The following is a 26563-nucleotide window of genomic DNA, read 5'->3' on the forward strand; positions in this document are numbered from 1 at the left end:
GACGATGTTCCGGTTGAGAAGGGCTACGAGGCCCCTTCCTGTCTTAGAAAGGATAATATACTATTATTGCAATAAATATTATAACAATTACAATAAATAAAACCCTGTAACGTAGCGTTTTGCCCACTGATAAGGTCTGATAGGTACTTTTGGTTGCTGAGTTATTAGGCTTGATTCTTTACCAGTCTGCCGGGGCCGGTAGCTGGTTCCGGTAGCAGCCGGCTGGGGCGGGCAACCCAGCCGGCGCCGAAGAAATTGCCTACGTCCTGTCCGCTAATTCGGAATTTGCTGGCACCTTTGGGGTCCATTTGCCAAGAACCGCCCGTGATGAACGCCACCCAGCAGGAAGAAAAGGAATACCTGGAAGTAATTAAGGAGAAGCTCACCCTGGCCGTGCGGCGCGTCGACGACGCGGTAAAGCAGTTTTCCGACGAGCTGCGCGAGAAAAAGCGCTACATCCACGAGCACCAGTCGGGCATGGACGACGCCGACATGGTAGCCGCCGGCCAGTCCATCAACCGCATGGCCTTCACGGGCGAGGCCGCCGTGACCCGCAAGCGCAAGCTGCTCAAGCTGGGCCAGTCGCCCTACTTCGGCCGCCTCGATTTCGCCCCGCAAGGCCAGGCCGCCGTGCCGGTTTACATCGGCATCTATTCCTTTCTGGATGAGCAGCAGCGCCGGAATCTGATCTACGACTGGCGGGCGCCCATCTCCTCGCTGTTCTACGACTTCGAGCTGGGTGAGGCTTCCTACGTCACGCCCGGCGGCACTATCCGGGGCGCTATCGAGCTGAAGCGGCAGTACAAAATCCGGGACGGCCGCCTGGAGTTCATGCTCGACAGCGCGGTGAACATCCACGACGACGTGCTGCAACAAGAGCTGGCCAAGTCGTCGGACGACAAGATGAAGACCATCGTGGCCACCATTCAGCGCGACCAGAACGCGGTAATCCGCAACGAGGACGCGACGGTGATGGTCATTCAGGGCGTGGCCGGCTCGGGCAAAACCTCCATTGCCCTGCACCGCATTGCGTTTCTGCTCTACCGCTACCGCGAAACCATTGCCGCCAAGGACATTCTGATTATTTCGCCCAACAAGGTCTTTGCCGACTACATTTCCAACGTGCTGCCCGAGTTGGGGGAGGAGCACATCCCGGAGCTGGGCATGGAAGAGCTGGCCGCCGACCTGCTGGAAAGCCACTACACCTTCCAGACCTTTTTCGAGCAGGTGCAGGCCCTGCTGGAGCACCACGACGCGGCCTTTATCGAGCGGATCCGGTTCAAGTCGTCGTTCGAGTTTCTGAGCAAGCTCAATCAGTTCCTGCTCCACATCGAGAATACCTACTTCCAGTGGGCCGACCTGCGGGTGGGCCGCACCGTGGTGCCGGTGGCCTTTTTGCAGCAGAAGTTCCGGACCTACCACCGGGTGCCGCTGCTGAAGCGCTTTGCCCTGGTGGCCAACGACGTGCGGGCCTACGTGCGCGACGCGGCCGGCCGCAAGCTGACCAACGGCGAGAAAAACACGATTGGCGACGCCCTGCCGCGCTTGTTCAAGCTGCACAGCGTGCTGGACCTCTACCGCGACTTTTACCGCTGGATCGGGCGGCCCGAGCTGCTCAAGCTCGACCAGCGCCTGCACCTGGAGTACGCCGACGTGTTTGCCCTGATCTACCTGCGCATCCGCCTGGAGGGCCTCACGGCCTACGACCAGGTGAAGCACCTGCTGGTGGATGAAATGCAGGACTACACGCCGGTGCAGTACGCCGTGCTGTCGCGCCTGTTTCCCTGCCGCAAGACCATTCTGGGCGACGTGAGCCAGACGGTGAACCCCTACAGCGCCTCCTCGGCCGAAGCCATCGAGCGGGTGTTTCCGCAGGCCGACGTGGTGCGGCTGCTGCGCAGCTACCGCTCGACGCTGGAAATTACGGCCTTCGCCCAGCGCATCACCCCCAACCCCGACATCCTGCCGCTGGAGCGCCACGGCCCGGAGCCTGCCGTGGTGCGCTATGGGAATCAGGATGAAGAGCTGCAAGCCATCCAAGAGCTGATCCAAGGTTTTCAGACTTCCGGCAGCCATTCCCTGGGTATCATCTGCAAAACCCTGGCCCAGGCCAAACGGGCGTACCAGGTGCTGCAAGCGCCCACCGTGCACCTGCTCACCGACGAGTCCACGACCTTTAAGGAAGGCGTCATCATCACCACCGCCCACCTGGCCAAAGGGCTGGAGTTCGACGAGGTCATCGTGCCCTTCGCCTCCGCCCGCACCTTCAAAACGGAGGTCGATAAGAGCATGCTCTACGTGGCCTGCACCCGGGCCATGCACCGCCTCACGCTCACCTATTCCGGCGAGCTGACAGGCTTTTTATCGGCTTAAAGTTGGAAGTAGAGACGCAATATTTTGCGTCTCGTCGTTGCTGATGTAACGCCGTTTGCGCAGTCGCTCGGCTATTGCCGAGTGACACCTACACCGGAGCGGCTCTGCCGCGAGCGTCCCGCGCCATAAGGTCATTCCAGAGGCGCGGCTTACTTCGCAGCGGAGCTGCTCACGCGTAGTCGTCACTCGGCACAGCCGAGCGGCTGCGAAGAGTGCGAACCAGATAACCGGAATACTGCGCGCCAGCTCACCCCCCATAAGAAAGCCCCGCATCCGGACAGGATGCGGGGCTTTTTTATGGGAGCTTACCAGATTTACCCGGCCGCAATGGCTTTGCGCTTGCTCACGCGGGGGTGGCGCTCGTCGGTGCCCTGGGCCAGCAACTCCTCGTCGCGGTCCGACTTCTTGATGGTCCAGCTCAGCGAGTAGAGGTCTTTGCGCCGGTCGCGCAGGTTGCGCACGGCCCCGCTGGTGTTCAGGTCCTTGAGCAAATCCAGGTCGAGGTCGGCAATCAGGGTCATCTCCGTGTTGGGCGTGGCCTCGGCCACGATGGCATCGTGGGGGAAGGCGAAGTCGGAGGGGCTGAACACGGCGCTCTGCGAGTACTGAATGTCCATGTTTTCGACCCGGGGCAGGTTGCCGACCGAGCCGGTAATGGCCACGTAGCACTCGTTTTCGATGGCCCGGGCCTGGGCGCAGATGCGCACGCGCTGGTAGGCGTTCTTGGTGTCGGTCCAGAAGGGCACGAACAGGATTTTCACGCCCTCGTCCGAGAGCATGCGGGCCAGCTCGGGAAACTCCACGTCGTAGCACACCAGAATGCCGATTTTGCCGAAGTCCGTGTCGAAGCACTTGAGCTTGTCGCCGCCGCGCATGCCCCAGTAGCTGGCTTCGTCGGGCGTCACGTGCAGCTTATACTGCTCGTCCACGGTGCCGTCGCGGCGGCAGAGGTAGGCCACGTTGTGCAGCTTGCCATCCTCGTACACCGGCATCGAGCCGGCCACGATGTTGATGTTGTAGCTCACGGCCAGCTCCATCATTTTCACCTTGATGGGCTCAGTGAAGGCCGCCATAGCCCGGATGGCCACCGCCGGCGAGTCCTCGTTGGTGAGGGCCATCAGCGGGGCGTTGAAAAACTCGGGGAACAGCACGCAGTCCGACTTGTAGCCCGACACGGTATCGACGAAGAACTCCATCTGCTGCAACAGGTCTTCCAGGGAGCGGGTGGCGCGCATCTGCCACTGCACGATGCCGATGCGCACGTTGCTTTTCTGGTTGCCAATGAGCTTTTCCTCTTCCTCATAATACACGTTGATCCACTCCAGCAGCGTGGCAAAGGCTTTGGATTCGGAATCGTAGGGCAAATAGCCGCGGATGATTTTGCGGACGTGAAACTCGTTGCTGAGCTGGAAGGTGAGGATGGGGTCGGTGATTTCCTTATTGCGCACCATCTCCACGTACTTGGCCGGCGTCATCTCGTTGGCGTAGGCGGCGTAGCCCGGAATGCGGCCCCCGGCCACCATGGCGCGCAGGTTCAGGTTTTCGCAGAGCTCCTTGCGCGCGTCGTAGAGGCGGCGACCCAGGCGCAGCGAGCGGTACTCGGGGTCCACGAACACATCGACGCCGTAGAGCGTGTCGCCGTCGGGGTTGTGGGTATTGAACTTGCCGTGCCCGGTGATTTTGGCGTAGGTGTGCCGGTCGCCGAAGTCGGAGTATTGCACGATGATGGCCAGGGCCGCGGCCACCACCTCGCCGTTGTCCTCGATGCAGATCTGGCCCTCGGGAAACTTGCGGATCAGGGCCCCGAACTCCTCGGCCGACCAGGCGCCTTCCATGTTGGAGTACACCTTGTCCATGATGGCCTTTACGGCCTTGAAATCGGAGCGGCGCAGGGTGCGCAGCACCAGCTTATGAGCCGGTACGGCCGTGGGCGTGAGCAGCTCGGCCGCCGAGGTGGTCGGTTTATCTATTTTTTTGGCGTGGCTGCCGCCAGCCTTGCCATTTGCAGAAGTGGCCATATGGAATCGGGGAAGAATGAACGCAAAAATACGGAAAGGCCGCCCAAGCCTGGGCGGCCGCTAAGCCTTTGTACGGCTCCGGAGGAGTTTTGGCGGCTTGCCCTGCCTAACACCCAAAAGCCCCAACTGGTTTAGCCGGACCCGTCGCGCTACGGTTGGGGCCGGGCAAACACCGGAATAAACCGCCGGGAGCCGCCACTGGATTGCCGCTGCGGATGCCGGTTTTTCTGCTCGTCGTAGTAGTAAGACTGGCTCATCAGCTCAGTTTCCAGGGTGAGCATACCAACGGCGGAAGCAGCGTCCTGGGTAGGCCGGGCAGCCTGGGCCTGCGGGTGGGCCGCGTCGAGGCGGAGAATGGACGGGTCGGAAGCGGCCAGGGAATCCAGGTTGGCGGGGCGGTGGAACAGGGTATCCAGGCCGGGCCTGATTTGCACGAGCTGGTATTCCTCGGGGTAGCCCTGGAAGCGGTGAAAAACCAGGCGCGAGGGCCCGGCATAAAGCGACTCAAACCCCAGCCAGTAATCCAGCGGGCCGCCATTGGCACCCGTGTTGGTATAGAAGCGCAGGCCGTTTTGTACCAGGGCGGCCTCGGGCCGGCGGCTGTTGATTTCGAGTAGGCCCACCGAGCGTCCATTCTCGAAAACCTCCAGAAAGTCGTGCCCGGTGGGGGAGTGCGGGTAGCGCAGCTGCGTGAGTTGCCCGGGGGGCAGCTTCCCGCGAAACACTACTTTGCCCCTGGGGGCTGGCACCCGATTCATTTCCCGGTACTGCCGCAGCCGGATTTCCACCCGCACGTCCTGGGCGGCGCTGCTGTGCAGCAGCAGGCGGTGGGTCAGGTTCTGCGGGTCTTTTTCCCAGACGTCCCACACCAGCAGGTTTTTCGAGACAATGCCCACCACGACCTGCGAGGCCCGGGTGGGCAGCTGCAACAGCAGGAGCAGAGACACGAGTAGGAAAAGGCGCATACGCGGCGAAAGAAGAATCCGGGAGGAAAGCTACGCGAAAACGGGGACCCGAAGTCCCCGCTTTCATTGTACTCAGCTTGGGCCGGCAGCCGCTACACGCCCTGCATTTCGGGCACGCCCGCCGCGGGTATCACCAGCTTGCCGGCCGTAGCCGCCTGAATCTGCTCCACCGATACGCCCGGGGCCCGCTCGCGCAGCACGAAGCCGTCGGGCGTCACGTCGAGCACGGCCAGCTCGGTCACGATTTTCTTCACGCAGCGCAAACCCGTAATGGGCAGGGTGCAGGCGGGCAGGAGCTTGCTGCTGCCATCCTTGGCCACGTGCTGCATGGCCACGATGATGTTTTTGGCCGAGGCCACCAAATCCATGGCGCCGCCCATGCCCTTGACCATCTTGCCCGGAATCTTCCAGTTGGCAATGTCGCCGTTTTCGGACACCTCCATGGCGCCCAGAATGGTCAAATCCACGTGCTCCCCGCGAATCATGGCGAAGGAGTCGGCCGAGCTGAAGAGGCTGGAGCCGGGCAGCGTGGTCACGGTCTGCTTGCCGGCGTTGATCAGGTCGGGGTCGACCTGGTCGTCGGTGGGGAAGGGGCCCATGCCGAGCAGGCCGTTTTCACTTTGCAGCTCCACGTGGATGCCCGCGGGAATGTAGTTGGCCACCAGCGTCGGAATGCCGATGCCGAGGTTGACGTAGGAGTTGTCTTTTACTTCTTGCGCAATGCGCTTGGCAATGCCGTGTTTGTCTAGTGCCATAAGAGTATTTCACGCAGTGTCTCGGGGTGGGAAAACCGCAGTGGTACGCAGTGGTTCGTTGCACGACACTGCGAGACACCGCGTCGGCCACTGCGCACCACTGCGCGAAAAATCAGCTCCGGACCGTGCGCTGCTCGATGCGCTTCTCGTAGTCTCTGCCCTGGAAGATGCGCTGCACGAAGATGCCGGGCGTGTGAATCTGGTTGGGGTCCAGCTCGCCGGCGGGTACCAGCTCTTCCACTTCCGCCACGGTGATTTTACCGGCCGTGGCCATCATCGGGTTGAAGTTGCGGGCCGTGCCCTTGTAGATGAGGTTGCCGGCCGTGTCGCCCTTCCAGGCCTTGACGAAGGCAAAATCGGCGTGCAGGGCGGTTTCGAGCAGGTACATCTTGCCGTTGAACTCCCGGCTTTCCTTGCCTTCGCCCACTTCGGTACCGTAGCCGGCCGGGGTGTAGAAGGCCGGAATGCCCGCCCCGCCGGCCCGGCAACGCTCGGCCAGGGTGCCCTGCGGAATCAGCTCGACTTCCAGCTCGCCCGAGAGCAGCTGCCGCTCAAACTCGGCATTCTCGCCCACGTAGCTCGAAATCATCTTGCGCACCTGCTTGGTTTGCAGCATCAGCCCGATGCCGAAGTCGTCGACGCCGGCGTTGTTGCTGATGCAGGTCAGGTTTTTGACGCCCAGGCGCAGGATTTCCTGAATCGAGTTTTCGGGAATGCCGCACAGGCCGAAGCCGCCGAGCATCAGGGTCATGCCGTCGGTGAGGCCGTGCAGGGCCGCCTGGGCATCGGCTACTACTTTGTTGATCATGGGGTGGGAAAGGAGGGTTTGCGGGTCGAAAATAGCAAGATGCCCGGGAACTGAAGCCGCCCGCCCGCCTTGGTAGACGAACGGGCTGCCTTCTGCTGTCAGTACCAGGCTATGACAAGCTTGTCAAAAGAACGTCATTCCGAGCTTGCCGAGGAATCTCGCTTGGGGTCGTTTGTTTACTGTTCCAACGTCAGCACGCGAGATGTCTCGCTTTGCTCGACATGACGGGTTGTTTTGAATAGCAAACAACTCAGCCGCCGACCAAGTGCTGGCGGGCGTCCTCGGCGTCCTTGGCCAGCTGGGCTTTGAGCTCGTCGAGGTCGTTGAACTTCTGCTCGTCGCGCAGGCGGGCTACCAGCTGCACCGTCAGGGGTTGGTCGTAGAGGTCACCGTCGAAGTCGAGCAGGTGGGTTTCGATGGTCTGGTCGAGGTTGCCGGCTACGGTGGGGCGCACCCCGATGTTGAGCATGGCCTGGTGGTGGGTGCCGGCGGCCGTGGTAGCCAATACGGCGTACACGCCCCGGGCCGGCACTAGCTTCAGGGGCTCTTCCACTTGCATGTTGGCCGTCGGGAAGCCGATGGTGCGGCCCAACTGCCGGCCCCGCACCACGGTGCCCGTCAGCGGGTAGCGGTAGCCCAGGTAGCGGTTGGCGGTCAGGATGTCGCCGGCTTCCAGGGCGCGGCGGATGCGGGTGCTGCTCACGGCCAGGGCGTCCACGTCCTCCCGCGGAATTTCCTCGACTTCCATGCCGTAGCGGTCCGCGTGCTGGCGCAGGTACTCGAAGCTACCTTCCCGGTTTTTGCCAAACCGGTGGTCGTAGCCAATCACCAGCTTTTTGGTGCCCACCGTGTCGAGCAGAATTTGTTGGATGTATTCTTCCGAGGTCAGCTCCGAAAACTCCTTGGTAAAAGGCACGATCAGCAGGTAGTCGACGCCAAAGTCGGCCAGCTGCCGGGTGCGTTCCTCCAAAGAAGAAAGCAGCTGAATGTTCAGGGGCTGAGGGTGGGCCAGCGGCGGGGCCAGCACCAGGCGGGGGTGGGGCCAGTAGGTAATGACCACCGACGGCCCGCCGGTGTGGCGCGCTACTTCCAGCAGCCGCCGCAGAATCTTCTGGTGGCCCAGGTGCACGCCGTCGAAAGTGCCGGTGGTAACGGTGGCATTGCCGAGGTGAGGAAACTGCGCCGGGTCGTGAAAGACTTCCATCTGCGGGGAATGAGTGACGTGGTGAATGAGCGAAGTCTCGCCGGGGGTAGCTGTTTACGAGGCCGAAGCAGCCGGGTCTGAGTCGGGCGCCGGGGTGGCTTGCGCCTGGAAATACTCCAGGCCGGCCCGCTGCTCGGGGCGGCGCTGCTTGGCCGGGCGCGGCGGGCGGGGCATGTCGCCCTCAGGCCGCGGGGGGCGCAGGGCTTCCAGAGTTTCCATCGTCAGGGCGTCTTCCACCCGGTATTCCCCGATGCGGGTGCGCACCAGCTTGGTCAGGTGGGCCCCGCAGCCCAGATGCTGCCCAAAGTCGCGGGCCAGGCTGCGAATGTAGGTGCCCTTGGTGCAGACCACCCGGAAATGCACGTCGGGCAAACTGATGCCGGTCAGCTCAAACTCCTTGATGGTAACTTCCTTGGACTTGATTTCGGCCGTGTCGCCGCGGCGGGCCACCTCGTAGGCCCGCTCCCCGTTGATTTTCACGGCCGAGTACAGCGGTGGCGTCTGCTGAATCGGGCCGGTAAAGGCCTGGGCAGCGGCTTGCAGCTGCTCGGCCGTGACATGCGCGTAGGGCAGCTCGGCATCCACGGGGGTTTCCAGGTCGAAGGAAGGCGTGGTCTGGCCCAGGCGGAAGGTGCCGGTATACTCTTTCTCCTGGGCCTGAATCAGGTCGATCTGCTTGGTTTTCTTGCCCGTGCACAAGATCAGCAGGCCGGTAGCCAGCGGGTCGAGGGTGCCGGCGTGCCCGATTTTCTTAATGCGCAGCGTGTTCTTGACCTTGCGCACCACGTCGAACGAGGTCCAGGTCAGGGGTTTATCCACGAGCAGCACTTCGCCGGCTTCGAAATCGAATCGGCGGGGAGCGGTAGTTTCCTGGCTCATATCAGTTGCAGGTTAATGCCCAGGGCAATCATCACCAGAATGGTAACGCCCACGATGATGCGGTAAAAGCCAAAGGCCCGGAAGCCAAACTTCGACACGAAGTTGACGAACGACTTCACCGCCAGCAGGGCCACGATAAAGGCCACCACGTTGCCGAAAGCCAGCACTTTCAGGTCGCCGGCCACGGGCGCATTCACCTTGTAGGTCTTGTACATCTCGTAGGCCGTAATCACGAACATGGTGGGCACGGCCAGCAGGAAGGAGAAGTCGGCGGCCGAGCGGCGGTCGAAGCCCTGGGCCAGGCCGCCCACGATGGTAGCCGCCGAGCGCGACACGCCGGGCACCAGAGCCAGGCACTGAAACAAGCCGATTTTCAGGGCCTGCAGCGTGCTGGGCGTGGTCACTTGCTTGCGCGACTCGCTAAACCACTTGTCGACGAACAGCAGCACGATGCCGCCCACCACCAGCGAGGAGGCCACCACCGTTACGCTTTTGAGCAGCTCGGCAATGACGTCTTTGAGCAGAAAGCCCAGCAGGCCGAACGGCAGAAAGGCCACGGCCAGCTTCACGTAAAAGTCGAAGCTCTGCAGAAAGCGGCGCCAGTAGAGCACCACCACCGACAGAATAGCGCCGAATTGGATGGAGGTAATGTAGGTTTCGGTAAAGGGCAATTGGCCGATTCCCAGCAGGTTGGCCACGATAATCATGTGACCGGTGCTGGAAACGGGTAAAAACTCGGTTAAGCCTTCGACAATAGCCAGAAGCAGGGCGTGCCAGTAGTTCATCTAGGGGCGCTTGTAGGTAGGAGCCGTGGGAGCGGGGGCCACCGGCGCGGCCGGCTGCGGGGCCGTTTCGGCGCGGGTCACGGTGTCGGTGGCCACGGGGGTGGGTCCGCCGGGCTTGGCCATAATGGCCCAGAACTCGATGATAAAGCCGACGGCCAACAGAATCGGGCCCAGGGTAATGCCCAGGAACCCTTCGCCGTAGTCGGCCGAGTCGAGGGTCATCGTGATGAAGCCGGCGGCCAGCACGGCCAGCCCGAGCCACATCAGGCGGTAGTTGCGCGGCCCAAAGGCGAAGCGGGGAGTTTGCGTGGGTTCCATAATGTTGGTGCTTTGTGCTTTGTGCCTAGTGCTTAGGAGTTGGTTTTTTGTTTTTTAAGTGCTTGGTGCTTGGTGCATAGGTAAAACAAGCCAAGCACCAAGCACTAGGCTCCAGGCACTGTTTAATACAAATCGTCGAGCGACATGCCCAGGTACTTGCGCACGGCGCGGTAGGAGCTCAGAAAGCCGATGCCGCAGCCCAGCAGCACCATGCCCACCATCAGGCCGGCAATCAGGCGCTCGTCGCGCAGCAGGCGCAGCTCTTCCAGCTGCAGGTAAGCGTATTGCAGGCCGGCCAGCAGCAGCAGCGCGGCAATGGTGCCGCTGGCAAAGCCCTGCCAGGTGGCCCGGCGCAGAAACGGCCGCTGAATGAAAAACGACGTGGCGCCCACCAGCTGCATGCTCCGGATCAGGAAGCGCTGCGAGAACAACGCCAGCTTAATCGTATTGTTAATCAGCACCGTGACGACCAGCGTGAGCACCAGAGCAAAGCCCAGCAGCACCAGGCTGATCTTGCGCAGGTTCTTGTTCACCGAGTCGATAAAGCTTTGCACGTACTCTACCTCAAACACGCCCGGCTCGGCCCGCAGCTCCTGCACGATGCGCCGCATCTGGGTCGAATCGGTATACTCGGCGCTGATTTTCAGCAGGTAAGCATCCCGCAAGGGGTTGTCGCCCAGGAACTGCTCGGCATCTTCGCCGGTTTGCTCCAGAAACTGCCTGGCCCCTTCTTCCTTCGAGAGAAAACGCACCTGGGGCTGGTCGTTTTTGTAGGCCACGTACTTCTTGCGGCTCAGATCCTGCTGCAACCGCAGCAGCTGGGTTTCGGGCAGGTCCCGGTCGAGGTAGACCTGCATTTCGATGTTTTCCTTGACTAAGTTGCTGAGCTTGTGGGCGTGAATCAGCAGCAACCCAAACAAGCCAATGACCAGCAAGGACAGCGTGATGCTGAACACTACCATCAGGTGCGGGTAGCTGCCGAGCTTTTTCTTGCGGGTCGGGCGGGTTTGGGCCATAAGGGCAAAGGTAACCTGGGTTAATTAATTCTGAATTGAGAATTCTGAATTATGAATTATGAATTCGCGTGTACAGCCCAATTCAGAATTCAGAATTTATAATTCAGAATTCACTCACAGCACCGTGCGCGGGTCGTCGTCTACGTTCAGCACTTCGCGGGCTTTGCGGGCGGCGGCTTCGCGGCGGCGCAGGCGCTTGCGCGAAAACAGCTCCCGGAACGAGTCGAACTGCTCGGTGTGCAGTAAGCTGATGCCGGCCCGGGCCTGGTTGGCTACGGCCGCTTCGCCGGGAGTGGTGTTGTCGTTGACGTTGCCAAAGTCGCGCGGCGTGGTTTCGTAGCGCAGCTTGGCCCGGAACTTTCCGTCCGGGCGCAGGTAATATTCCAGGCTCAGGTCGCCCAGCAACGACGACTGGCCGGTGGTGTTCTGCGTGCCGTCGGGGCTGGGCGTGGTGCCGTTGTTGAAGCCGCCTTCCCGGGTCACGCGCAGGCGGCCGTTGAGGAAACTGTAGCTCAGGCGCACCTGCAGGGCCTGCAGCTGCTCGGCCGACAGCCCGTTGATGTTGAAGTCGATTTCCAGGTTCTGGTCAATCTGGGAAGTAAGCAGGCCCAGCTGGGTGCTCAGAATCTGGCCCAGGCTGTTCTGCACCGTGTTGTCGTTGCCGCGCAGGCTGATCTGGGTGAACTGCCCGGGCGGGGAAAGCTGCTTGAAGACCAGCAGGCTGAACACCTGGCGGTTGAGCTCCTGCTCGTCGTTGCGCAGCGAGGAGGTAAAGGCCGTCAGGTCGCCTTCCAGCGAGGAGGGGGCGTCGTTGAACTCCAGGTTCAGGCGGATGGTGGGCAGCAGCAGCGGGCCGGTCAGGTTCATCACGGCCGTTACCGGCACCACGGCCCGGCTGTTGAGGGCGGCCTGCCCCAGAATCGGGGCCAGGGACGTGCGCTGGGTGTAGGCGGCCGTCACGTTCATTTCGCCGGCCAGCGGGTCGCCGTTCCAGGAGATGGTACCGCCGGGCCGCACCACGAATTCCTTGTTGATCAGGCCCTGGAGCGTGAAGTTGTAGGCCCCGCGCACGATTTCAATCTGCCCGAACATGTTGAAGTCGCCGCGGGTGTCGATGTTCAGGCGCAGCTGCCCGGCCGCCGTACCCCGGATAACGTCGCCGGTGCTTTCGTCGAGCAGGATTTCCACGTAGGCGTCGGGCGTCACGTCCAGGTTCATGTTCAGGCGCAGGCCCGACAAGTCAATTTTACCCTCCGCGGCCGTGGGCACCTTCACCGTGGTCAGCGTGTCGGTGATGTTGCGGTTGACGAACTTGATGTAGCTGGCCTGCTGGGCCTTGGCCGCGTTGTCGAGGGGCAGGGAGAGGCGGGTGCCGGCGTCGCTGCGGGCCCGCACGTTCACCACCAGGTTGTCGGTGGGCCCAAACACCACGGCGTCGCCGGTAGCGTAGGCCGTGCCAAAGTACAGGTCGTTATCCTTGCGCGTGGTGTTGAGCACCAGTAGCTTGGTGAAATTGGCCCGCAGCCCCAGGCGCATGTTCTGGAAGCCCTGGTGGAAGATGTTGCCGTCGAGCACGCCCGAGTTGCCCAGCGGGTCGCGCAGCCGGATGTCGCGGAAGTTGATGCGGTCCTCGGTGAAGCGGATCCGGTCGGCGAAGGTGTAGGTGGTGCCCAGGTAGATAAAGGTGAGCTTGCCATCCGTCACGTCCACGTTGCCAATCAGATTGGGCGCGGCCAGACGGCCGGTGAGGCGCAGCGTACCCACGGCCGTGCCGCCCATGTCCTTAAACAGCGTGTTGAGCAGGGGCTCGGCCAGCTTCACGGGAGCATTGTCGAGCACGGCGGTCAGGTTGAGCTGCTGCTCTTTGGCCTGGGGTGCGTAGGTGCCGGCCACGCGCACCACCCGCTGCTGGTTGCGCAGCACGTCGGCGTCAATCAGCAGCTGCCCGTTGCGGTTGTTCCACTCGCTGCTGCCCCGCACGTTGCCGATCAGCACCTTGTCGAACTGCAGCGAGTCGATGCCGAGCGTGCTGTTGATTTTCAGGGGGCCGTAGATGCCGCTGATGGTGCCGGCGGCATTCACCCGGCCCGCAATGTCCTGCTTGGTCAGGGAGTTGAGCGTGGTCAGGTCCAGGTCTTTCACGGCCAGCTGCAGCTGCTTGCCGGGGTCAGTGGAGATAAAGCCCTGGGCGCTGATGCTCTGAGCGCCGTTGCTCAAGGACAGGTTCTGAATGTCGAACTCCTTGCCGCCGCCCGAAATAATGACGGAGTTGTCGGCGGCAATGTTCCAGTCCTTGCCCAGCAGGTTCACGCCCGACTGCCGGAAGACGATCTGCACGGCCTCGGGCAGGAAAGCCAACGAGCCGTTGATGGCCGCCTTGTTGGTGGAATTGGTTTGGGCCAGGGAAGTGGAGAAGTTGATGCGCTCCTGGTCCCAGACGCCCTCCACGTAGAAGTTATTCGTGTTGCCCAGTCCCGGCAGCACCTGCCGGGCCGAGGTAATGTTGGCCTGGGCCAGCACCTCGGGCTTGTAGGGCAGCTTGCTGGTATTGAATTCGAAGTCGGTGTCGAACACCCGCACGCTGTCGTACTGAATCCCGTCGAAGTGGCCGGCCAGGGAGAAAATGGAGGTGGGGCCGTTGCGGAAAGAGCCGTCGATGCGGGAAAAGTCGGAGACGGTGAGGCTGGGCAGAAACAGGCGCAGCACCGGGTTGGCCTGCTTCAGGTACAGGTCCAGGTCGATTTCGTACTCGGGCGTGGGCCGCTGCCGCTTGCGGCGGTAGTAGCTGGCAATGGCCGCGTCGTTGCTTTCAAAGTTGAGCTGGTACTCGGTCAGCAGCATCTGCACGTCGCGGGCCACGGCCGTAAAGTTGAAGTTGCCGGCGGCCGTCAGGTTCAGCACTTCCGAGCGCACCGTGAGGCGGCGCTGCACTCCGGTACGCTGGCTCACCACGTCGAAGGTGTCGATGGGCACGGTGCGGCCGGCGAAGCTCAGGCGGGAGTTGCGCAGGATGATGCGGCCGATAAGCTCATCCAGCTTCAAACCCTGGAATTTCACGTCGGCGGTAGTGGCTATTACGACGCTCTGCTTGGTCAGGCCCAGGGCCCGCAGGTCGGCGCGCTGCACCCGGGCTTCTACGTCGAAGGCCTGCCGGGCCTTGTTCAGATCCACGGTGCCGGTGGCGTCGATTTGCAGGTTGGGGTCATTCACGGCCAGGCGCCCATCAAACGACTGCCGGCTGAACTGCCCGTTGGTGGTGATGTTGCGGAAGCGGTAGCCGTTGAGCCAGATGCTTTGCACGCTGGCATTGGCCTTGAGGCGGGCCCGCTCGGGCGTGAAGCCCACGCCTTCCACCCGGCCGTTCATGGTGATGTCGCGCACCATGCTTTCGTCGCCGAGCAGCCTGCCCAGCTGGAAGGCGGTGGTCTTGACCTGGCCCTCGTAAGTAGAGTAGGCCGGGTCGGTCTTAAACTTGATGTTCACGTCTGACACAACGTCGCCCAGAGCCGTGCGGAAGGCGCCGTTGGCCACGAAGTCGTTGTAGAAGCCCAGAAACTGCCCGTTGAGCCGCACCGTGCCCAGGCGGGCCACGTAGGGCCAGCCCGAGGCCGGAATGTAGCGCCGGATGTCGCGCCCGTCGATGACGGAGGGCTTCAGGCGCATTTCCACGAAGCTTTCTTTCAGGTTGGGCAAGCCCTGCACGTTGATATTGCCCCGCACCCGGGTATTCCTGCCGTAGACGATGTCCAGGTTTTTGGTCGTGAAGTTCTTCACGTAGCCCTTGGCCTCGCCCGAAATCAGGACGGTTTCCTTGAGCTCCCGCATGAAGGGCTGGGGCGCAAACAGGGCAATGTCGTCGGAGTACACCCGACTGGAATCCAGCCGGGCCGTGACTTTCACCGAGTCGTTGAAGTCGACGAAGTTGAGGAAGTGCTCGAAGTCGAACTTGATGTAGGGCTTCAGCCGGCTGTTGCCCACCCGCAGATCCAGGCCGGCAAACTCCCAGAACTTGTCGGCGTAGGTCATGTTGGCCGTCAGCTCCCGCAGGCGGGTATTCGAGGGCGTGTCCACGGCCCGCAGCCCGTCAATCTGGGCGTGAATCGTGTCGCCGCGCAGCCACAGCTGCGACACGTCGCCGTAGATGCTGTCGATGCGCATGTGGGCGTAGTCGATGGTGCGGCCGTAGGTGGGGGCCCGGGGCTCGTTCTGCCGGTCGAGCACGAAGCGGCCGTTGCGTAGCCCGATTTCCCTGATCTGAAAGTCGAAAGGCTTGGACACCTTGGTCGTGTCGGAGGGGCCGATCAGGCGCTTCACCGCGGTCAGAAACTGCGACAGGTTGGTGCTGTCGGGGTTGTTGGCGTAGGTTATCTGGGCAAAGCGCGGCTCTTCCAGCGTGAGCTTGCCCACGTGCAGGTGGCTGGGGTCGAAAATCGAAAACAGCTCGATGTCGGCGTCGGCCTTGCCAATGTTGAACAGCTCGCCACCCTGCCGGTCGAGCACCCGCACGCCCTCCAGCACCACCCGCGAAAAGGGCCGGATATCCACGCTGCCCACGATAACGCGCTGCCCGAGCTTGTCGGTAAGCACCGCGGCGGCCTTGCGCGCCAGCTTGGTTTGCACGCTGGGCACCCGCAAGGCTATCAGCGCGCCGCCCACCACCAGCCCCAGCAGCAGGAGCAGGCTCAGCAGGATTTTCAGCGTGATAGAGAGGAAGCGGGGCACAGAAATAAACCTGGAAATGTTGGGCGTACGGACGAAGATGCGGGATTTACGCTAATGGCTGCCTGCGGGGTGGTAAGTTTGCCGGCTCCGACGCACTACCGCCAGCGCCCGGCCGCGGCTGCAAGGACTACTTGCGGCCGTGTTGGTTTAGTGTTTTAAACGACCTTTGCCGTAAAATTAGGCAGCCCGCCGCGCAAAAGAAGCCCGGCGTGCCGCCCGTACCTTTTGAAATTAACCGCATGCATTCTCCCGTCATTCTAGCCATCGAGTCTTCCTGTGATGATACGTCGGCCGCGGTAATGGCCGGCGGCGAAATTCTTGCCAACGTCGTCGCCACGCAGCAAGTGCACGAACAATACGGCGGCGTGGTGCCGGAGTTGGCCTCCCGCGCCCACCAGCAGCACCTGATTCCGGTGGTGCAGGAGGCGCTGCGCCGGGCAAAGGTAGATAAATCCGCCCTCGACGCGGTGGCCTTCACCCAGGGCCCCGGCCTGCTGGGCTCCCTGCTGGTGGGCAGCATGTTCGCCAAAACCTTCGCCCAGGCCCTGGACAAACCCCTGATTGCCGTCAACCACATGCGGGCCCACATCCTGGCCCACTTTATCCGGGCCCCCCGGCCGGCGTTTCCGTTCTTGTGCCTCACCGTCAGCGGGGGGCACACCCAGCTGGTCATCGTGCGCAGCCCGATGGACATGCAGGTCATTGGTCAAACCATCGACGATGCGGCCGGCGAGGCCTTCGACAAAACGGCCAAGCTGCTGGGGCTGCCCTATCCCGGCGGCCCCCATCTCGACAAGCAGGCCAAGCTGGGCAACCCCACCCGCTTCTCGTTTCCGGTGGGCGCCATGCCGGGCTACGACTTTTCCTTTAGCGGCCTGAAAACCTCGGTGCTCTACTTCTTACGTCAGCAAACGGCCCAGAACCCCGACTTCGTGGCGGAAAACCTGGCCGACCTCTGCGCCAGCATCCAGCACACCATCATCCAGACCCTGCTGCGCCAGCTCGTGCGCGCCGCCGAGGATAATGGGCTGACTCAAATTGCCCTGGCCGGCGGCGTGGCGGCCAACTCGGGCCTGCGCGCCGCCCTGACCGCGCTGACCGCCGAAAAAGGCTGGGAAGTGTTTATTCCCGACTTCGAGTTCTGCACCGACAACGCCGGCATGGTGGCCATGACGGCCCACTTCCAGTACGAAAACGGGGATTTTGCCAGCCCGCTCGTCAGCCCCGACCCGCGCCTGAAGCTCACGTAACGCTTTCCGTTGCCCGGTGTAGAGACGCATAATTGCGTCTCAATCGTTGTTTATCCCGGCGCCAAGTGAGGGCGAATAGACGCAAGGGCGCGTCTCTCCAGCCCAATCCCGCGAATTTGCGTACCTACGCTACTCCTTATATAGTACCCGCCGCGCGGCGGGCTTTGCTTACCCATCATGGCCAAACAAAAAGACGAAACTCCCAAGCGCGTAAACATCGTGAACCGCCGCGCCAGCTACGAATACAGCTTCCTGGCCAAATACGACGCGGGCATGATGCTACAGGGCACCGAAATCAAAAGCATCCGGGAAGGCAACGTGAACATGCAGGACGGCTTCTGCACCTTCCACCCCGACGGCTCGCTGTGGGTACACAACCTGAGTATCTCGCAGTACACGCTGGGCACCTACAACAACCACGAGGTGAAGCGGGAGCGGAAGCTGCTGCTCAATAAGAAGGAGCTGCGCCAGCTGGCCAACAAAACCCAGGAGCAGGGCGTCACCATCGTGCCCATTCGCCTCTTCGTCAACGACCGGGGCTTCGCCAAGCTCGAAATTGCGCTGGCCAAGGGCAAAAAGCTCTTCGACAAGCGCGACGACATCAAGGCCAAAGACCAGAAGCGCGAAATGGACCGCGCCCGGGAATACTAGCGGCGAATGAGTGAAGTGGTGAATGAGTGAAGTGTCCACACACGCAGTTTTTGTCGCGCTTGTTTGGCGAGTTGCTATTTAAAGGGGAGCTTCGCACACGGCTTTCCAAAACAGAATCATACTTAGTTGGGCGAAGGACAAGAACGACAACTTCACTCATTCACTCATTCACTCATTCACCCTTGAACCACGGAATCTGCGCCCTGAGCGTCGTGCCGGTGCGCGCCGAGCCTTCGGATAAAGCCGAAATCGTTACCCAGCTGATCTTCGGCGACTGTTACACCGTGCTGCTCACCCAGGGCAACTGGCAGCAGATCCGGACCACGGCCGACCACTACGTGGGCTGGATGGACCCCAAGCAGCACCAGCCCGTGACCAGCGAGTACCTAGCCGCCTGGAGCGCCCAGGACCACCCCCGCAGCCTCGACGTGGTGCAGGTCGTCAGCAATGCCCAGACGCGCATTCCGGTGACGATTGGGGCCCGGCTGCCTTTTTTCGACGGCATGACCTTGCGGGTAGGGGAGGAAACCTACTTCTTCAACGGGGCCGCCACCAACCCCCAGAACGGCCACGGCCTGCAAGGGCCCACCGATAAGCGCCTGGCTTTGCTGCTCAAGGCCGGGCAGATCTTTCTGAAGGCCCCTTACCTCTGGGGCGGCCGCAGCCTGTTCGGCATCGACTGCTCGGGCCTGGTGCAGCAGCTCTACGGCCTGATCGGGGTGCAGCTCCCGCGCGACGCCCGCCAGCAGATTGACCACGGCCAGACGGTGCACTTCGTGTCGCAGACCCAGCCCGGCGACCTGGCTTTTTTCGACAACGCCGACGGCAACATCATCCACGTGGGCATCCTGCTCGACGACCAGCAGATTCTGCACGCCAGCGGCGAGGTCCGCATCGACCCGCTCGACCACAACGGCATCTTCAACCGCAAAACCCAGAAGTACACCCACAAGCTCCGCCTCATCAAACGCATCCTGGATTAAGGTGCGAATGTGGGGGAATGTGCTGATGTGCTAATTCCTAATGTGGGGAATGTGCTGATGTGGTGGAATGTGAGAAATGAAAAGACGTGTCATTGCGGGTAGCGCGCAACAATCTGTCCGCCGCGCAGTACGCCTGACCTTTACCCACCAAGCCCTTTTCCGTTGTAGCGGGAAAGGGCTTGCTCGTTTCGGGGGTGGCCCCTCCGCGGCCCCGGCGTGAGCCTTCCATGCCCGGCCGCGCCCCTCCCACGTGGTAGCCCGGGCTTCCTGCGCCCCGCCGCGCGCCTCCGGTACCCCGGCGCGAGCCTTTGAGGCCTTGGCGCGAGCGTCCGAAACCCCGGCGCGAGCGTCCGAAACGTCAGCGCGTGCATTTATTGGCCTTTGGAAGCAGCCCGGGGCATTCCTGAATGGGTGGGTTCGCCTCACAGTGGGCGGGCAGCGGCCCCGAAGCCAGCCGCCGCGGCCGACTGGTGCGCGGGCTGAATCCGGCTATATAGCGCCACGGGTTGGCCTCTTTTGCCGGAGGAAACTTAAGCTGGCAGGTATTGTTAATACGCTTAGAATCATCTAGCTTTCGCTGTATCAGATGATCTTTTCACCGAGCGTATGGACCAAAAAGTGCTAGTTCTCAATGGCGACTACACCGCCATTACGCTGTGCAGCGTGCAGAAGGCTTTCGTGCTACTCTTCCTCGACAAAGCCGAGATGATAGCCAAGTCGGACCACGGGGTGCTGCGGACCATTTCCTCTGCCTATCCCAAGCCCAGCATCATCCGGTTGCAGCGCTACGTGCGCGTGCCCTACAAAGGCATTGCCCTGAGCCGGCACAACATTATGAAGCGGGACCATTTCGAGTGCCAGTATTGCGGCTCGACCAAAAACCTGACCCTGGACCACGTGCTGCCCCGCTCCCGCGGCGGCGAGTCGTCGTGGACGAACCTGCTGACGGCCTGTGCCCGCTGCAACCACGCCAAGGGCCACCGCACGCCGCACGAGGCCGGCCTGACCATCCGGCAGACGCCCAAGAAGCCCACGCTGTCCGGTTTCCTCAGGCTCAGCGCCGGCACCATCGACCAAAACTGGCACGCGTATCTGACCAACTAACGCCGGGAGCAGCAGCTTCCGGCTTTTTTTTGCTCAATTACCAGCTGTTACGCAGGCATGGAAAGAGATTCGCTAAAAAAGCCGCCTGGCATCTAAGTGGCAGATAAGCAGCCGGAAAGCTGGAGTTCGGGGCAAGACGGGCGGTCCGGAATTGTACAAAATGCGGGGCTAACGCACCAATTGCGCAAGCACTGCTGTTAAGTACAATATCTTTGCGGCAGTCCACCCACCCCCGTTTCATGTCAGCAGTACCCAAGTTTGCGGCTTCCCGCTCTTTTCATACCGAGTTAAAAAACCGCATCAACGCCTACTTCGAGGAATCGGGGAAGGAGCAGACCGGCACCGCCAGCCTGTTCGTGAAGGCCATCGTGCTGACCGTGGCCTTCGTGGCGCTGTACGTGCACGTCGTGTTTTTTACGCCCTCGGCGCTGCTGGCCGTGCTGGAATGTGCCCTGATGGGGGCCGTAGGGTCGGCCATTGGCTTCAACGTGATGCACGACGGGGCCCACGGCTCGTTCAGCAAGTCGAAGTGGGTGAATCAGTTTGCGGCCTTTACCCTCAACGTGATGGGCGGCAACAGCTTTATGTGGAACATGAAGCACAACCTGATCCACCACATGTACACCAACGTGGACGGCTTCGACGACGACATTGACGCCCAGCCCTGGCTGCGCCTGAGCTCGACCCAGCCGCGCCACCGCTTCCACCGGTTTCAGCACCTCTACTTCTGGTTTTTCTACGCCCTGCTCTTCATTGCCTGGATTTTCTTCATGGACTACCAGAAGTATTTCAAGGGCAAGATCGGGGAGGTGCCGATTAAGAAAATGACGGCCACCGACCAGGGCGTGTTCTGGGGATTCAAGGCCCTGCACCTGCTGCTGTTTATGGCCCTGCCGATTTATCTGGTCGGCTTCTGGGCCTGGCTGGTGGGCTTCGTCGTGTTTGGCTGCGTGGCGGGCTTCTGCCTGAGCCTCGTGTTTCAGCTGGCCCACACCGTGGAGCACGCCGCCTTCCCGATGCCCCACGAAACGACCAACAAGCTGGAAGACGAGTGGGCCATCCACCAGATCAAAACCACGGCTAACTTCGCCACCGACAACAAGGTTATCAGTTGGCTGGTCGGGGGCCTGAACTTCCAGGTCGAGCACCACCTGTTCCCCAAGATTTCGCACGTGCACTACCCCGAAATCAGCAAGATCATCAAGCAGATGTGCCAGGAGTTTGGCGTGACTTATAACGAATACCCCAAGATGCGCTACGCCGTGGCTTCTCACGTGTCGTTTCTGCGCCAGATGGGCCGCGCCTAAGCTTCCCCGCCGGCTCGCCGGCGTAACGCGCCAAGGCCGGGTAGCAAACCAAACGCCCGGCTTTGTCGTTGATACTGTTGAACTTCCCAGTACGAGTAGAGTAGATATCCGCAAGGTGTGGACGTCAGAATAAGTGCCGGAGGCCGTGGCCTCGGCGCTGACCCCGGTTGCCCACCAGCCGGGGTTGCACAGCCCATTTCCTTGTTGATGTCCCTTCCCAAGTTTGCTCCTCCGCGTAACTTTTACGCCGAGTTACGAGCCCGTACCAACCAATATTTCGAAGACGCCGGCAAGGCCAGCACTGGCGGGTACCGCATCTTCAGCAAGGCCCTGCTGCTGACTTCCGCCTTCGTGCTGCTCTACGTGCACTTGGTGTTCTTCACGCCCGCCACGGCCCTGGCCCTGCTCGAATGCGTGCTGCTGGGCGGCGTTATTTCGGCCATCGGCTTCAACGTGATGCACGACGGGGCCCACGGCTCGTTCAGCAGCAACAAGTGGCTCAACCACTTCGCGGCCTTTACCCTCAACATTCTGGGGGGCAGCAGCTACATGTGGAACGCCAAGCACAACGTGGTGCACCACATGTACACCAACATCGAGGGCGCCGACGACGACATCGACATCCGGCCCTGGATGCGCATGAGCGTGGGCCAGCCCCGCCACAAGCTGCACCGGTTCCAGCACCTGTATTTCTGGTTTCTGTACTGCATGCTCTACATCTCCTGGATTTTCGTGATGGACTACCAGAAGTACTTCACCAAGAAAATCGGGGCCATGCCGCTCAAGAAGATGGATACCACCGACCACCTCATCTTCTGGGGCTTTAAGGTGCTGAACCTGTTCCTCTACATTGCCCTGCCGATTTATACCGTCGGTTTCCTGGGCTGGCTGGCGGGTTTTGCCGTCACGACCTGCTTTGCGGGCCTGGTGCTGAGCCTGGTGTTCCAGCTGGCGCACACCGTCGAGCACACGGCCTTCCCCGTGCCCCACGAAACGACCGGCAAAATGGAGGACGAGTGGGCCATTCACCAGATCAAGACCACCGCTAACTTCGCCACCAACAACCGCCTGATCAGCTGGCTGGTGGGCGGCCTGAACTTCCAGGTCGAGCACCATTTGTTTCCCAAGATTTCGCACGTGCATTACCCGGCCATCAGCAAGATCATTAAGCAGATGTGCGGTGAATACGGCGTGGAGTACATCGAGTACCCCAAGATGCGCTCCGCCGTGGCTTCCCACGTGTCGTTCCTGCGCCAGATGGGCCGCGCTGCCTAAGCGTTTGGTGTTACCCTGCTAATAAAAAAGGCCCGCTCAACGAGCGGGCCTTTTCTGTGATTATGCAATACGAATCAAGTAGCCTTAGAAGGCCGAAGCGGAAGAGGCCGTACCGGCGGCCGCCTGCACGCCGATAAAGTTCAGCAGGTCCTTGTTCAGTCGGTCTTTCTCCGTCACGAACAGGCCGTGCGGCGCGCCGTCGTACTCAATGTACTGGGCGTGCGGCACGTACTGCGTCATGCGCTGCCCGCTCACTTTGTGGGGCACCGTATCGTCGCTGGTACCGTGAATGACGAGCGTGGGGACTTTGATGCCCTGCAGATCCTGGCGGAAATCGGTGGCGGCAAAGGCGTACACGTCCTGCTCCGTGGCCCGGGGCGAGGCAATCTGGCACAGGGCCTGCATCCAGTCCAGCGTGGCCTGGCTCACGGGGTGGCTGATAACGCCCACGCCGTAGAACTTCTTGCCGAAGGTGGCCAGGAAGTCGAACCGGTCTTTGCGGATGCCTTCCACCATCTCATCGAACACCTTCTTGGGAGCCCCGTCGGGGTTGTCGTCGGTTTGCAGCAGGAAGGGCGTCACGGCCGATACGAAGGCTACGCGGCCCACCCGGGCCCCGCCGTGGCGGCTCATGTAGCGGGCTATTTCGCCGCCGCCCATCGAGAAGCCGACCAGCGTCACGTCCTGCAGATCCAACTCGTCGAGCACGGCTTTCAGGTCGTCGGCCAGCGTGTCGTAGTCGTGGCCTTCCCAGGTTTTGCTCGACTGGCCGAAGCCGCGGCGGGTGTAGGCAATAACGCGGTTGCCGTGCTTGGGCAGCTCGGCCAGCTGGTACTCCCACATTTCGTAGGAAGCGGGCCAGCCGTGAATCAAAACGACGGGGTTGCCCTGGCCCTGGTCGGTGTAGTGCAGTTTAACGTCGTGGCCATTGGCATCTTTGCCGGCGGTGATGTAACTCATGGGAATAGGGGTGTAGATGGTTGCAGAACACTGTTGGCGAATGTTTACTGCCCGCTTCCTCCCTGAGTTACGGCTAGGCTTGCGGCGTCAGGAAGCCCGAAACGGCTTTTACTCTATAAAGCCGAAAGCCCAGCCGTTGAACTCCAGCTACAGCCCGACGAAATATTATTTAGCCCTCTGTTGTTTTTACCCAGTTCCAACTAGCCCCACATTACGCCACCCACAGGCCACGCCGCTGAATAATTACCCAGCGGCCTTGTTGTTTTTGGGCAAGTAGCAGCGTGCCTTCCGCACAGTCCTCACCGCAGGCCAGGGAGTGCACAAAGCAAGCTTCGGTGAAGTCGCGGTTGAAAATAATCCGGGAAAGCCCAATTCCGACGAATGGCTGCGGCAAGTGGTCTGAACGCCGAACGGTTACCACCTGAAAACCCCGTTGTTTGATCAGGGCAACTACGATAGTCGGCAGAGCAACTGTTTCGGTCAGTGAGTCATTGTGGACTTTTAGCAGGTGTCTCTGCGCGGCTGGATCTGCTTTGCCAATTCCTATTGTGCGGTGGCGAGGCCAATGACTTTTCTTGCCGTAGAGCGAATCGGCGACGTACAGCGGTATGCCAACCGTATCAGTCACCTGAGCACCTGGCAGTGGCGGAAGCGGCATTCGATGAGCCGCAATGATTTCGTCAAACAGATCAACGAGCACCTGGGCCTCCTGCTGGCGGTAATAGGCTGGGTCAGGTCCGCTCGTATCCGGGGCCTTTTGGCAAGCGCCACTTAGCATAACCAATGCGCCAATCATCAGCCAGTTTTTCATGCCCGCAAAGTAGTGCTTTCCAAGTGCTTCGGTCTCTGGGAAACTTGCCTATCATTCCGTATCTTTGCCGCCCCGCCAGGGTGGCGGGGTCTGAGGCTGAGCTTCAGGAAGTTACTCATAACGCGGACCCGGATTTGATCCTAGGCCGGCCGTGTATAGTAGGATCAACCAGTATTATGGCAGTAGAAGTAGTAGACAACTTCGATTGGGACAACGTCGGAGCTTCGCAGTTCGGTGGTAACTATACCGCTGAGCAGCGCGCCGAGATGGAGCAGATGTACGGCGACACGCTGACGACTGTGCAGGAAGAAGAAGTGGTGAAAGGTACCGTAGTTGGTATCACCGACCGCGACGTTATCCTGAACATCGGCTTCAAGTCGGACGGCCTGGTGCCCCTGTCGGAATTCCGCGACCTGACCGACCTCAAAATCGGTGACCAGGTGGAGGTATTCATCGAAGACCAGGAAGATTCCAACGGTCAGCTGATCCTGAGCCGCAAGAAGGCCAAGATCAAGCAGGCCTGGAAGTCGATTTACGACGCGCTGGAGAATGACACCATTCTCGAGGGCGTGGTTAAGCGTCGGACCAAAGGTGGTCTGATCATGGATCTGGACGGCGTAGAGGCCTTCCTGCCCGGCTCGCAGATTGACGTGAAGCCCATCCGTGACTTCGACATTTATGTCGGCCGTCGTATGGAAGTGAAGGTTGTGAAAATCAACGCCGCTTTCGACAACGTAGTAGTATCGCACAAAGTCCTGATCGAGAAAGACCTCGAGAAGCAGCGCGAAGCTATCCTCAACAACCTGGAGAAAGGCCAGATCCTCGAAGGCGTTATCAAGAACATGACCAACTTCGGCGTGTTCATCGACCTGGGTGGTGTCGACGGTCTGCTGCACATCACGGACATCTCGTGGGGCCGCATCGCACATCCTTCGGAAGTGCTGCAGCTCGACCAGAAACTGAACGTGGTTGTTCTGGACTTCGACGAAGCCAAGAAGCGTATCTCGCTCGGCCTGAAGCAGCTGACTCCCCACCCATGGGATTCGCTGGTCGCCGAAATGGGCGTAGGCTCGAAGGTGAAAGGCCGCATCGTGAACGTAGCTGATTACGGCGCGTTCATGGAAATCATCCCCGGCGTGGAAGGTCTGATCCACGTGTCGGAGATGAGCTGGAGCCAGCACCTGCGCAACCCGCAGGACTTCATCAAGCAGGGCGACGTAGTAGAGGCTCAGATCCTGACCCTCGACCGCGACGACCGTAAGATGAGCCTGGGCATCAAGCAACTGACCGAAGATCCATGGACCCGCGCTGACTTCGGCACGAAGTACGCCGTAGGCACCAAGCACAACGGTCTGGTGCGCAACCTGACCAACTTCGGCCTGTTCGTAGAGCTGGAAGAAGGCGTAGACGGCCTGGTGCACGTGTCCGACCTGTCGTGGACCAAGAAGATCAAGCACCCCTCCGAAATGGTGAAGGTGGGCGACCGTCTGGACGTGCAGGTACTGGAGCTCGACGTAGCCAACCGTCGTCTGGCCCTGGGCCACAAGCAGCTGGAAGAAAACCCCTGGGATACGTTCCAGACGGTATTCACCCCCGGCTCGGTTCACAAGGCTACCATCACCGAGAAAAACGACCGGGGTGCCGTGCTCGAGCTGCCCTACGGCATCGAGGGCTTCGCTTACCCCAAGTCGCTGCAGAAAGAAGACGGCTCGCAGGCTGAGAACGGCGAACAGCTGGACTTCCGCGTAGTTGAATTCTCGAAGGACGACCGTCGGATCGTGCTGTCGCACACGGCTGCTTACAACCAGCAGGCTGAAGAGGAAAGCCGCGCTTCGAAATTCACCAAGAAGAAGCCCGCCGGCGGTGCCGGTGCTGCTGCTCAGGGTGAAGGCAAGCTCAGCGACCTGAAGAAGCCCGCCGCTGGCGAGAAGTCGACCCTGGGTGACCTGGATGCTCTGTCCGCCCTGCGCGACAAGATGATGGGCACCGAGCGTCAGGCTGGCGAGCAGAAGCTGCAGGCTACGGCCGAGTCGAAAGCTCCCAAGGCTGAGGCTACCGAGGCTCCTGCCGAAGGTGGTATCCTGGCGGCCGTGACCGGTGCTGCTTCGGCCGCTCTGGACAAGGTAACCGAGGTTGCCGGCGACGTAGTTGACACCGTGAAGCACGCCCTGTCGAACGACGAAGCTGACAAGAAAGACGAAGAGAAAGCCTAAGCTTGCTCGAAGTCGAGAATAGAAGAGGCCCCGGCGCAAGTCGGGGCCTTTTTTATGGCCTGCCTGCCAGGCTGCCTGAGGCGGCGGGGTAAGGGGGGCTTGCAGCGGCTGATTTCTAAGGTATTTCTTCTGCCAGAAAGCCAGCGGCTTAAGCCGAAAAGCAAGG

Annotated in this window: 20 protein-coding genes; 8 read left to right on the plus strand and 12 right to left on the minus strand. The window is 61.1% G+C overall.

What is annotated here, in order from left to right; genetic code table 11:
- Positions 1–327: 327 nt before the first annotated feature.
- The gene (locus E5K00_RS19145) at positions 328–2373 is read left to right on the plus strand and encodes a HelD family protein (RefSeq protein ID WP_135464876.1); all 2046 of its coding nucleotides are present in this window, start codon (positions 328–330) and stop codon (positions 2371–2373) included.
- Between the two features lie 314 nt (positions 2374–2687).
- Here E5K00_RS19145 and E5K00_RS19150 read toward each other — a convergent pair whose 3' ends face one another.
- The 10 genes from E5K00_RS19150 to E5K00_RS19195 form a co-directional block, all read right to left on the minus strand.
- Positions 2688–4229: a carbon-nitrogen hydrolase family protein gene (locus E5K00_RS19150; protein WP_394346334.1), complete on the minus strand. Its 1542-nt coding sequence runs from the start codon at positions 4227–4229 to the stop codon at positions 2688–2690.
- 311 nt (positions 4230–4540) lie between these two features.
- Positions 4541–5356 (minus strand): hypothetical protein, encoded by an 816-nt coding sequence (locus E5K00_RS19155; RefSeq protein ID WP_135464878.1) that lies wholly within the window; start codon positions 5354–5356, stop codon positions 4541–4543.
- A gap of 92 nt (positions 5357–5448) precedes the next feature.
- Positions 5449–6111 (minus strand): CoA transferase subunit B, encoded by a 663-nt coding sequence (locus E5K00_RS19160; RefSeq protein WP_135464879.1) that lies wholly within the window; start codon positions 6109–6111, stop codon positions 5449–5451.
- A gap of 112 nt (positions 6112–6223) precedes the next feature.
- Positions 6224–6919: a CoA transferase subunit A gene (locus E5K00_RS19165; protein ID WP_135464880.1), complete on the minus strand. Its 696-nt coding sequence runs from the start codon at positions 6917–6919 to the stop codon at positions 6224–6226.
- Positions 6920–7169: 250 nt separating this feature from the next.
- Positions 7170–8123: a bifunctional riboflavin kinase/FAD synthetase gene (locus E5K00_RS19170; protein WP_135464881.1), complete on the minus strand. Its 954-nt coding sequence runs from the start codon at positions 8121–8123 to the stop codon at positions 7170–7172.
- 54 nt (positions 8124–8177) lie between these two features.
- Positions 8178–9002: a tRNA pseudouridine(55) synthase TruB gene (gene truB, locus E5K00_RS19175; RefSeq protein WP_135464882.1), complete on the minus strand. Its 825-nt coding sequence runs from the start codon at positions 9000–9002 to the stop codon at positions 8178–8180.
- On the minus strand, positions 8999–9787 hold the full coding sequence (locus E5K00_RS19180; protein ID WP_135464883.1) for an undecaprenyl-diphosphate phosphatase: 789 nt from the start codon (positions 9785–9787) through the stop codon (positions 8999–9001). Before E5K00_RS19180 ends, truB begins: the two co-directional genes overlap by 4 nt.
- Complete coding sequence (locus E5K00_RS19185) at positions 9788–10105, minus strand: DUF3098 domain-containing protein (RefSeq protein ID WP_135464884.1); 318 nt, start codon at positions 10103–10105, stop codon at positions 9788–9790.
- 122 nt (positions 10106–10227) lie between these two features.
- Positions 10228–11121 carry a cell division protein FtsX gene (locus tag E5K00_RS19190; protein ID WP_135464885.1) on the minus strand — a complete coding sequence of 298 codons (894 nt, stop codon included), beginning with the start codon at positions 11119–11121 and terminating at the stop codon, positions 10228–10230.
- Positions 11122–11235: 114 nt separating this feature from the next.
- Positions 11236–15843 carry a translocation/assembly module TamB domain-containing protein gene (locus E5K00_RS19195; RefSeq protein ID WP_135464886.1) on the minus strand — a complete coding sequence of 1536 codons (4608 nt, stop codon included), beginning with the start codon at positions 15841–15843 and terminating at the stop codon, positions 11236–11238.
- A 239-nt stretch (positions 15844–16082) separates the two neighbouring features.
- Here E5K00_RS19195 and tsaD point away from each other — a divergent pair, with 239 nt between their 5' ends.
- The 6 genes from tsaD to E5K00_RS19225 all read left to right on the plus strand — a co-directional run bounded on the left by tsaD (position 16083) and on the right by E5K00_RS19225 (position 22413).
- Positions 16083–17093, plus strand: a complete 1011-nt coding sequence (gene tsaD / locus E5K00_RS19200) for a tRNA (adenosine(37)-N6)-threonylcarbamoyltransferase complex transferase subunit TsaD (protein ID WP_135464887.1) — start codon at positions 16083–16085, stop codon at positions 17091–17093.
- A 177-nt stretch (positions 17094–17270) separates the two neighbouring features.
- A complete protein-coding gene (smpB, locus tag E5K00_RS19205; protein WP_135464888.1) occupies positions 17271–17744 on the plus strand; it encodes an SsrA-binding protein SmpB in 474 nt (157 codons plus the stop codon).
- Positions 17745–17926: 182 nt separating this feature from the next.
- On the plus strand, positions 17927–18727 hold the full coding sequence (locus E5K00_RS19210) for a C40 family peptidase (protein ID WP_245328350.1): 801 nt from the start codon (positions 17927–17929) through the stop codon (positions 18725–18727).
- A 606-nt stretch (positions 18728–19333) separates the two neighbouring features.
- Positions 19334–19831, plus strand: coding sequence for an HNH endonuclease (locus tag E5K00_RS19215; RefSeq protein WP_135464889.1), 498 nt, complete (start codon positions 19334–19336; stop codon positions 19829–19831).
- Between the two features lie 239 nt (positions 19832–20070).
- Positions 20071–21138, plus strand: coding sequence for a fatty acid desaturase family protein (locus E5K00_RS19220; protein ID WP_135464890.1), 1068 nt, complete (start codon positions 20071–20073; stop codon positions 21136–21138).
- Positions 21139–21345: 207 nt separating this feature from the next.
- Positions 21346–22413 carry a fatty acid desaturase family protein gene (locus tag E5K00_RS19225; protein WP_135464891.1) on the plus strand — a complete coding sequence of 356 codons (1068 nt, stop codon included), beginning with the start codon at positions 21346–21348 and terminating at the stop codon, positions 22411–22413.
- A gap of 84 nt (positions 22414–22497) precedes the next feature.
- Here the strand turns inward: E5K00_RS19225 and E5K00_RS19230 are convergent, their stop codons facing one another.
- Together E5K00_RS19230 and E5K00_RS19235 are read right to left on the minus strand one after the other, a co-directional pair.
- Positions 22498–23373: an alpha/beta fold hydrolase gene (locus E5K00_RS19230; RefSeq protein ID WP_135464892.1), complete on the minus strand. Its 876-nt coding sequence runs from the start codon at positions 23371–23373 to the stop codon at positions 22498–22500.
- Between the two features lie 211 nt (positions 23374–23584).
- Positions 23585–24184 (minus strand): hypothetical protein, encoded by a 600-nt coding sequence (locus tag E5K00_RS19235; protein ID WP_135464893.1) that lies wholly within the window; start codon positions 24182–24184, stop codon positions 23585–23587.
- Positions 24185–24360: 176 nt separating this feature from the next.
- Here E5K00_RS19235 and rpsA point away from each other — a divergent pair, with 176 nt between their 5' ends.
- The gene (gene rpsA / locus E5K00_RS19240; RefSeq protein ID WP_167856951.1) at positions 24361–26397 is read left to right on the plus strand and encodes a 30S ribosomal protein S1; all 2037 of its coding nucleotides are present in this window, start codon (positions 24361–24363) and stop codon (positions 26395–26397) included.
- Positions 26398–26563: the final 166 nt, after the last annotated feature.

Origin of the sequence: Hymenobacter aquaticus (assembly GCF_004765605.1) — a bacterium.
In the GTDB taxonomy this organism is placed as follows: domain Bacteria; phylum Bacteroidota; class Bacteroidia; order Cytophagales; family Hymenobacteraceae; genus Hymenobacter; species Hymenobacter aquaticus.

What these genes read in the sequence shown, in the direction of transcription:
- E5K00_RS19145 (WP_135464876.1), top strand. Translation starts at nt 328, where the DNA reads ATGAACGCCACCCAGCAGGAAGAAAAGGAATACCTGGAAGTAATTAAG.
- E5K00_RS19150 (WP_394346334.1), bottom strand. Translation starts at nt 4,229, where the DNA reads ATGGACAAGGTGTACTCCAACATGGAAGGCGCCTGGTCGGCCGAGGAG.
- E5K00_RS19155 (WP_135464878.1), bottom strand. Translation starts at nt 5,356, where the DNA reads ATGCGCCTTTTCCTACTCGTGTCTCTGCTCCTGCTGTTGCAGCTGCCC.
- E5K00_RS19160 (WP_135464879.1), bottom strand. Translation starts at nt 6,111, where the DNA reads ATGGCACTAGACAAACACGGCATTGCCAAGCGCATTGCGCAAGAAGTA.
- E5K00_RS19165 (WP_135464880.1), bottom strand. Translation starts at nt 6,919, where the DNA reads ATGATCAACAAAGTAGTAGCCGATGCCCAGGCGGCCCTGCACGGCCTC.
- E5K00_RS19170 (WP_135464881.1), bottom strand. Translation starts at nt 8,123, where the DNA reads ATGGAAGTCTTTCACGACCCGGCGCAGTTTCCTCACCTCGGCAATGCC.
- truB (WP_135464882.1), bottom strand. Translation starts at nt 9,002, where the DNA reads ATGAGCCAGGAAACTACCGCTCCCCGCCGATTCGATTTCGAAGCCGGC.
- E5K00_RS19180 (WP_135464883.1), bottom strand. Translation starts at nt 9,787, where the DNA reads ATGAACTACTGGCACGCCCTGCTTCTGGCTATTGTCGAAGGCTTAACC.
- E5K00_RS19185 (WP_135464884.1), bottom strand. Translation starts at nt 10,105, where the DNA reads ATGGAACCCACGCAAACTCCCCGCTTCGCCTTTGGGCCGCGCAACTAC.
- E5K00_RS19190 (WP_135464885.1), bottom strand. Translation starts at nt 11,121, where the DNA reads ATGGCCCAAACCCGCCCGACCCGCAAGAAAAAGCTCGGCAGCTACCCG.
- tsaD (WP_135464887.1), top strand. Translation starts at nt 16,083, where the DNA reads ATGCATTCTCCCGTCATTCTAGCCATCGAGTCTTCCTGTGATGATACG.
- smpB (WP_135464888.1), top strand. Translation starts at nt 17,271, where the DNA reads ATGGCCAAACAAAAAGACGAAACTCCCAAGCGCGTAAACATCGTGAAC.
- E5K00_RS19215 (WP_135464889.1), top strand. Translation starts at nt 19,334, where the DNA reads ATGGACCAAAAAGTGCTAGTTCTCAATGGCGACTACACCGCCATTACG.
- E5K00_RS19220 (WP_135464890.1), top strand. Translation starts at nt 20,071, where the DNA reads ATGTCAGCAGTACCCAAGTTTGCGGCTTCCCGCTCTTTTCATACCGAG.
- E5K00_RS19225 (WP_135464891.1), top strand. Translation starts at nt 21,346, where the DNA reads ATGTCCCTTCCCAAGTTTGCTCCTCCGCGTAACTTTTACGCCGAGTTA.
- E5K00_RS19230 (WP_135464892.1), bottom strand. Translation starts at nt 23,373, where the DNA reads ATGAGTTACATCACCGCCGGCAAAGATGCCAATGGCCACGACGTTAAA.
- E5K00_RS19235 (WP_135464893.1), bottom strand. Translation starts at nt 24,184, where the DNA reads ATGAAAAACTGGCTGATGATTGGCGCATTGGTTATGCTAAGTGGCGCT.
- rpsA (WP_167856951.1), top strand. Translation starts at nt 24,361, where the DNA reads ATGGCAGTAGAAGTAGTAGACAACTTCGATTGGGACAACGTCGGAGCT.